At 48.3% G+C, this 6,258-nt stretch carries 5 protein-coding genes and 1 riboswitch; of the genes, 4 read left to right on the forward strand and 1 reads right to left on the reverse strand.

What is annotated here, in order from left to right; genetic code table 11:
• The first annotated feature begins 342 nt into the window (after nucleotides 1-342).
• Nucleotides 343-1,032, forward strand: a complete 690-nt coding sequence (locus tag QUB30_RS32625) for an Ig-like domain-containing protein (RefSeq protein WP_333342321.1) — start codon at nucleotides 343-345, stop codon at nucleotides 1,030-1,032.
• 435 nt (nucleotides 1,033-1,467) lie between these two features.
• Here the strand turns inward: QUB30_RS32625 and psbA are convergent, their stop codons facing one another.
• Nucleotides 1,468-2,550 (reverse strand): photosystem II q(b) protein, encoded by a 1,083-nt coding sequence (psbA, locus tag QUB30_RS32630; protein WP_333342323.1) that lies wholly within the window; start codon nucleotides 2,548-2,550, stop codon nucleotides 1,468-1,470.
• Between the two features lie 209 nt (nucleotides 2,551-2,759).
• Nucleotides 2,760-2,839, forward strand: a riboswitch (adenosylcobalamin-variant (AdoCbl-variant) riboswitch).
• Nucleotides 2,840-2,895: 56 nt separating this feature from the next.
• Here psbA and cobG point away from each other — a divergent pair.
• From cobG to QUB30_RS32645, 3 genes are all read left to right on the forward strand, one after another.
• Nucleotides 2,896-4,431 carry a precorrin-3B synthase gene (gene cobG, locus QUB30_RS32635; protein WP_333342325.1) on the forward strand — a complete coding sequence of 512 codons (1,536 nt, stop codon included), beginning with the start codon at nucleotides 2,896-2,898 and terminating at the stop codon, nucleotides 4,429-4,431.
• 167 nt (nucleotides 4,432-4,598) lie between these two features.
• A complete protein-coding gene (locus tag QUB30_RS32640; protein ID WP_333342327.1) occupies nucleotides 4,599-5,228 on the forward strand; it encodes a precorrin-8X methylmutase in 630 nt (209 codons plus the stop codon).
• Nucleotides 5,225-5,935 (forward strand): precorrin-2 C(20)-methyltransferase, encoded by a 711-nt coding sequence (locus QUB30_RS32645; protein ID WP_333342329.1) that lies wholly within the window; start codon nucleotides 5,225-5,227, stop codon nucleotides 5,933-5,935. Before QUB30_RS32640 ends, QUB30_RS32645 begins: the two co-directional genes overlap by 4 nt.
• Nucleotides 5,936-6,258: the final 323 nt, after the last annotated feature.

A 6,258-nucleotide genomic window follows, 5' to 3' on the forward strand; every position in this document is an offset into this window, starting at 1 on the left:
GTTTAACTGCTTATCAATCTATTCAACAAGCTCTCTCGATTGATGGCTCCCTTTTTTCCCCTAGTTGAGCAATTACAAATTTTGATATGTCAACCGCAGATTTAAGGCAGATGCAACACAAATTAACGCCTATTTTTTTAATAAAAGTGAGTGAATAAATGCTATTTTATCTGCTATGAAATCACAAATTTATTCCGAGATACTTTAGCGCAGTATTCCCAGTGTGAAAAAATAATAGCATTTTATTTATCTCTGTGCCACTTTTCTCGGTGGCATACAAAGCTAGAGCGCTTGGCGCACTGGTTCATAAAGTTATAGATACAAAAAAAATCAATATTAAATATGAATAACAAACAGAAGGAATTTATCGGGTTCGGGTGCGTAACTGCGATCGTCCTGTTATTCGGATTCATAGGTATTACGGTATGGGAGTTGAGAGAATTTCTAGGTATATATAATCCCCCTTGCCTTAACTACAATTCTTGGGAAGTTGAGCCTTTAATTGTGGGTCAAACGACTAAGCTAAAAATCGGGAGTACCGACGCCGCTTCAGGGTGTATTCCAGGAGATTCTACGCAGTCCGAGAAACAGTGGGTGTGGTCGTCCGATTATGAAGAAGTCGTCAAAGTTTCCCCAGATGGAACTGTGACGGGTATTGCGCCGGGAAAGTTTGCCGTGTTTGCAAAAAAAGGTGGAGAAACACTCTCTATGTCCGGTATTGTTTACCCGCCTGATTGGACACTTCGGATTCTACCAGAAGTTGCAACCGTGCGCGTGGGCGATCGTATTACCTTTAAAATAATTCTCTCCGATTCAAAGGGGAGATTGCTTCCCCCAGTGACTTATTTCCGATTTTCGACTCCCTACTATCAGCAACCGATACCTGGTGTACCCAGCAAATCTCCCAATCCGGAGCCGTTGCTGGCTCAAACGCAATCAGCGGGCACATTTCAAGCGCTGCGGCCTGGAACTGTTACTATTACTGGGGGAATGGGCGATCGCACTAGCGAAGCCAAATTAACTATTAAATAAAAAACAAAAATCCTTCCATTCCTAGGAATCTCCGGCAGCGAATCATTTGAACTGTTGCTGCTTATCCGCTGCTGGTATATGCCTTAGCTTATGTGCAATTATGCTTAGGAATGAGAATTAAATAACTTACACTCTTGAAAGTGGGGTGGGCGTCCCGCCCGCCCTTTTTTGGACGGGCGGGACGCCCATCCCACCATAACAATTAAAATTGTAAGTTATTTAATTCGCGATCCTTAGACCCTGCGAGCGTCCCGCACAGAAAAGTTTATATATCTCGCTTCGTACTCTCACAGCCAACACTCTTCTAAAACCCAAATTGGGATGCTCCCCATGCTACCGGACTAGATATCACAATAAAGTCTCTAAAAATATTTTTCCCCAAACAAAAAGCGCCCCTATTACTAGGAGCGCTGTTTGTCAATCAAAAGCTAAAACTTAGCCGTTGATAGAAGGAGCAACCATTGCTACGGGAGTTGTCTCACCAGCAGCCAAGTCGAGAGGGAAGTTGTGAGCGTTGCGCTCGTGCATTACTTCCATACCCAAGTTAGCGCGGTTGATCACATCAGCCCAAGTATTGATCACGCGACCTTGAGAGTCGATAATCGATTGGTTGAAGTTGAAACCGTTCAAGTTGAAAGCCATCGTGGAGATACCCAAAGCGGTAAACCAGATGCCGACAACTGGCCATGCACCTAACAAGAAGTGCAAAGAACGGCTGTTGTTGAAGGAAGCGTATTGGAAAATCAAACGACCGAAGTAGCCGTGGGCTGCGACGATGTTGTAGGTTTCTTCTTCTTGACCGAATTTGTAACCGTAGTTTTGCGATTCGGTTTCGGTTGTTTCACGAACCAAGGAAGATGTTACCAGAGAACCGTGCATGGCGGAGAACAAGCTACCACCGAAGACACCAGCAACTCCCAACATGTGGAACGGGTGCATCAGGATGTTGTGCTCGGCTTGGAACACGATCATGAAGTTGAATGTGCCGGAGATACCCAAGGGCATACCGTCAGAGAACGAACCTTGTCCGATGGGGTAGATCAAGAATACTGCGGTGGCTGCTGCAACTGGTGCAGAGTAAGCGACGCAGATCCAAGGACGCATACCTAAGCGGTAAGATAGTTCCCATTCACGACCCATGTAGCAGAAAATGCCGATCAGGAAGTGAAATACTACCAATTGGTAGGGGCCGCCGTTGTACAGCCACTCATCGAGGGAAGCTGCTTCCCAGATGGGGTAGAAGTGAAGACCGATGGCGTTGGATGAGGGAACAACTGCACCTGTGATGATGTTGTTGCCAAACATTAAGGAACCTGCTACTGGTTCGCGGATGCCGTCGATGTCCACTGGAGGGGCTGCGATGAAGGCGATGACGTAGCAGATGGTGGCAGTTAGCAAGGTGGGAATCATCAAGACGCCGAACCAACCTACATAAATGCGGTTGTCGGTTGATGTTACCCATTCGCAGAAGCGTTCCCAGACGTTGGCGCTTTCGCGCTGCTGTAAGGTTGTGGTCATGGTTTTATGATTGCTGTATTTGGTTGTCAATGTTCGGATGATGTTTATATTATTAACTGTGTTGTTAAGGTTTGTAAAGGGGTGTAGCGACAGTTAAACTGATGACTGCGATTAGGAAAGCTGATGAGAGGGGAGAGATTGGCGATCGCCAGGGGTTTTGTTAAGAAAGTTGAGGGTTTTGCTTTGTGTGGGTCAGCTCGTGATACCTTTCTAAAACCTGAAAGCGGGAAAGTCCGGTGCAATTCCGGCGCTGTGCCGCAACTGTAAAAGTCAGAATGCCGATTTCGGGGGCGCTTTGTAGGCGTTTACTTTTGGATTCCCTGCGGAGCACGGGGAGGAGATTATTTGTTAGCTTTGACTGATTTGCCGACTTGTCCGGGTTTATTTTACGGTTCGATCGCCCGAGACGGAGTTTTATCGAGAATGCGGATTCCGGGGGGAATTTTAAACGCGCAGCAGTGTTGGACGATCGCCGATTTGGCCGATCAATACAGTACCGGCTGTTTGCAAGTGACAAATCGGGCAAATTTGCAAATCCGAGAAGTGAACTCGGAAATTGCCCCGGAAGTCTGGAACCGCTTGCAGGAATTGGGGATAGCGTCTCGCCACGTTGAAGTTGACCCAATTCGCAATATTATGGCAAGTCCGACAGCAGGGATCGATCGCCAGCAGCTACTCGATACTCGCCCGCTAGTGAAAGCTTGGGATGATTACCTGCAAACGCATCCCGAATTGTCGGAACTTTCGCCTAAGTTCAGTATTGGCTTCGACGGCGGGGAATCGGTTTCGATCCGCGATTTACGCAACGATATTTTATTAGCAGCAGAAGGGCGTTCAACCCAATCAAAAATCGTTTTTCGGCTGCATTTAAACGGCGATACAGGAATTTCAATCCAAGAATCGCAATGTATTTCAGTATTAGCCGCGCTCGCTAGCACCTATCTTGAATACACCAAAAATAGACCTCGAATTGATGGCAAAAAACCGCGTTTGCGTCACCTGCTGACAGATTGGGGCGCTGAAAGTTATCTAGAAAAGGTACAGCAGAATTTACCATTTTTATGGCAATTCACATCTGGCACCTTTCCCCAAAACAGGCAAGATGCCTGTGAAGCGAAGAGTGAAGTTCCTGGTGGGGTGGGCATCTTGCCCGCCCGCCCGATCGCCTCATCGGAAAAATCCCTCCCCCATCACCTACATCTCGGCATTCATCCTCAACAACAGTCCGGTTTCTCCTACATGGGAATTGCACTACCTCTCGGTAGGCTAGAATCAAAGCAACTGCGGAATTTGGCAAATTTAGCCCAGAATCTAGCCAGCGGTACCCTGAGACTTACGCCGTGGCAAAATCTGTTGATTTCTGACATCCCCAACTCCCAGCTTTTTGAGGTAAAACAGCAAGTAGCCGATTGGGGATTGCACTCGTCGGCGACTCGCCTAGATTCGTGCTTGGTGGCTTGTGCCGGCAGCAACGGCTGTGCGTCGGCGGCGACAGATACTCAAAGTCACGCCCTAAAAATGGTGAGGGATTTAGCGCAAAAATTGACGATCGACCTGCCGATTAACATTCATTTCAGCGGTTGCCAAAAGTCCTGCGCCCAGCACCGGCCAATTGATATCACGCTGGTAGGAATTCAGATTGAGCGAGGAGACGAGATAATCGAAGGTTACGACATTTATGCGGGTAGAAAAGATTTGCCCTTCGGACGACAAATTTTTCAGGCGGTGAGTGCGATCGAGATGCCCGATGCGATCGAGCGAATGTTGCGGGTGTATCAGCGGTTTCGAGATCGTTTGGAGTCATTTGGTGAGTTTGTCGATCGGCAGGCGATCGACCAATTACAGCAGTTATTCAGCGCCGAAAATCGGACTTTAAAGTGAAAAAATATCCCATTCAAACTGACAATTTTTAATTATTTCTCTTTGTATCTCTCTTGAGATTTCTTCCTTCGCGTCCTAGCGCTTACGCGCCGCGTAACGCGCCTTCGCGGTTAATTCAAAAAATCAATTTCAAAAATTCAACAAACTTCCCATAGCAGTTTTAAACAATGATTGACTACATTCGAGACGGAACAGAAATCTACACCAAATCCTTCGCCACAATTCGAGCCGAAGCAGATTTGTCAAGCTTGCCGCCCGATTTAGAATCCGTAGCCGTGCGACTAATTCACAGTTGCGGCATGACCGATATTGTTGCAGATTTAGCAGCTTCGCCCGGTGCAGCCACCTGCGGACGCCAAGCCCTCTCCGCAGGTGCGCCGATTCTGTGCGATGCCCGGATGGTGGCCGAAGGCATCACTCGCAAACGCCTTCCCGCTGACAATCAGGTGATTTGCACCCTCTGGCATTCCGAAATCCCGGAGTTGGCGCGGCAAATGGGAAATACTCGATCGGCCGCGGCCCTGGATTTATGGCTGGACAACTTGCAGGGTGCGGTTGTGGCAATTGGCAATGCCCCGACTGCTTTGTTCCGACTGCTGGAAATGCTGGATGCCGGAGCACCCAAACCGGCTTTAATTCTGGGTTTCCCGGTAGGATTTGTCGGGGCCGCCGAATCCAAAGCCGAACTGGCCGCCAACAGTCGGGGAGTGCCATTTATTACGCTGCACGGGCGGCGCGGTGGCAGTGCAATGGCAACGGCGGCCGTGAATGCGTTAGCGAAAAAGGATGAATTATGACTGAGGCGAATGGTAAATTGTACGGTTTGGGTATTGGCCCTGGCGATCCTGAGTTGATTACTTTGAAAGCTTATCGGATTTTGCAATCGGTGCCGGTGATTGCCTATCCGGCGATGGAAAATGGTAAGGTACTGGCGCGGGCGATCGTCGCAGATTATCTGCGCCCGGAGCAAATTGAGATTCCGATGCCGTTGCCTTTTAGTCCGACGCGATCGTCTCAACCTTATTACGATATTGCTGCCGAGAAAATTGCCGCACATCTGAGCGAGGGGCGGGATGTGGCGGTGCTATGTGAGGGCGAACCTTTTCTCTACGGTTCGTTTATGTATCTATTCAACCGTTTGTCGGGGACTTTTACGACTGAAGTTGTGCCGGGAATTTCTTCGACAATGGCTAGTGCGGCTGCGTTGGGAGTGCCGCTGACTTATCGTAACGATGTGTTAAGTATTATGCCTGCGACGCTGGATGCTGAGGTTTTGCGCGATCGGCTGGCGGTTGTTGATGCTGCTGTGATTATTAAGCTGGGCCGGCACTTTGCGAAAGTCCGGGACGTGCTGATTGAGTTGGGACAGTTCGATCGAGCACTGTATATAGAACGCGCAACTATGCCTAATCAGCGAATTCGGGCGATCGCAGATGTCGATCCCGCTGAAGTTCCCTATTGGGCTCTCATTATGATACCCAGCCAGCAAAAGTCTGTATCCTAATATTTCCATGCCTGAAGGCGACGCGCTTCCAGGCTTTACCTACTTTTTTGTCCATTGTTTCCCATTTATCCACCATTCCTGATATTGATAAGTCAATCTTATGACTCTCATCAGTTAATCTGTTGTTACAATACTTTACAAACCTTAGAATATGCTTTATGTTTATTTACATGGCGGAACACAAAGCCGTCGCGAACATTGAAAACCAAATAAAGCAATCATAAAACCATGACCACAACCTTACAGCAGCGCGAAAGCGCCAACCTGTGGGAGCAGTTCTGCAACTGGGTCACCAGCACCGACAACCGCCTCTATGTAGGCTG

Source organism: Microcoleus sp. BROC3, assembly GCF_036702515.1.
Classification (GTDB): domain Bacteria; phylum Cyanobacteriota; class Cyanobacteriia; order Cyanobacteriales; family Microcoleaceae; genus Microcoleus.

Excerpts from the sequence above, each read along its gene's own strand:
- QUB30_RS32625 (WP_333342321.1), top strand. The coding sequence starts at position 343 with ATGAATAACAAACAGAAGGAATTTATCGGGTTCGGGTGCGTAACTGCG.
- psbA (WP_333342323.1), bottom strand. The coding sequence starts at position 2,550 with ATGACCACAACCTTACAGCAGCGCGAAAGCGCCAACGTCTGGGAACGC.
- QUB30_RS32640 (WP_333342327.1), top strand. The coding sequence starts at position 4,599 with ATGATTGACTACATTCGAGACGGAACAGAAATCTACACCAAATCCTTC.
- QUB30_RS32645 (WP_333342329.1), top strand. The coding sequence starts at position 5,225 with ATGACTGAGGCGAATGGTAAATTGTACGGTTTGGGTATTGGCCCTGGC.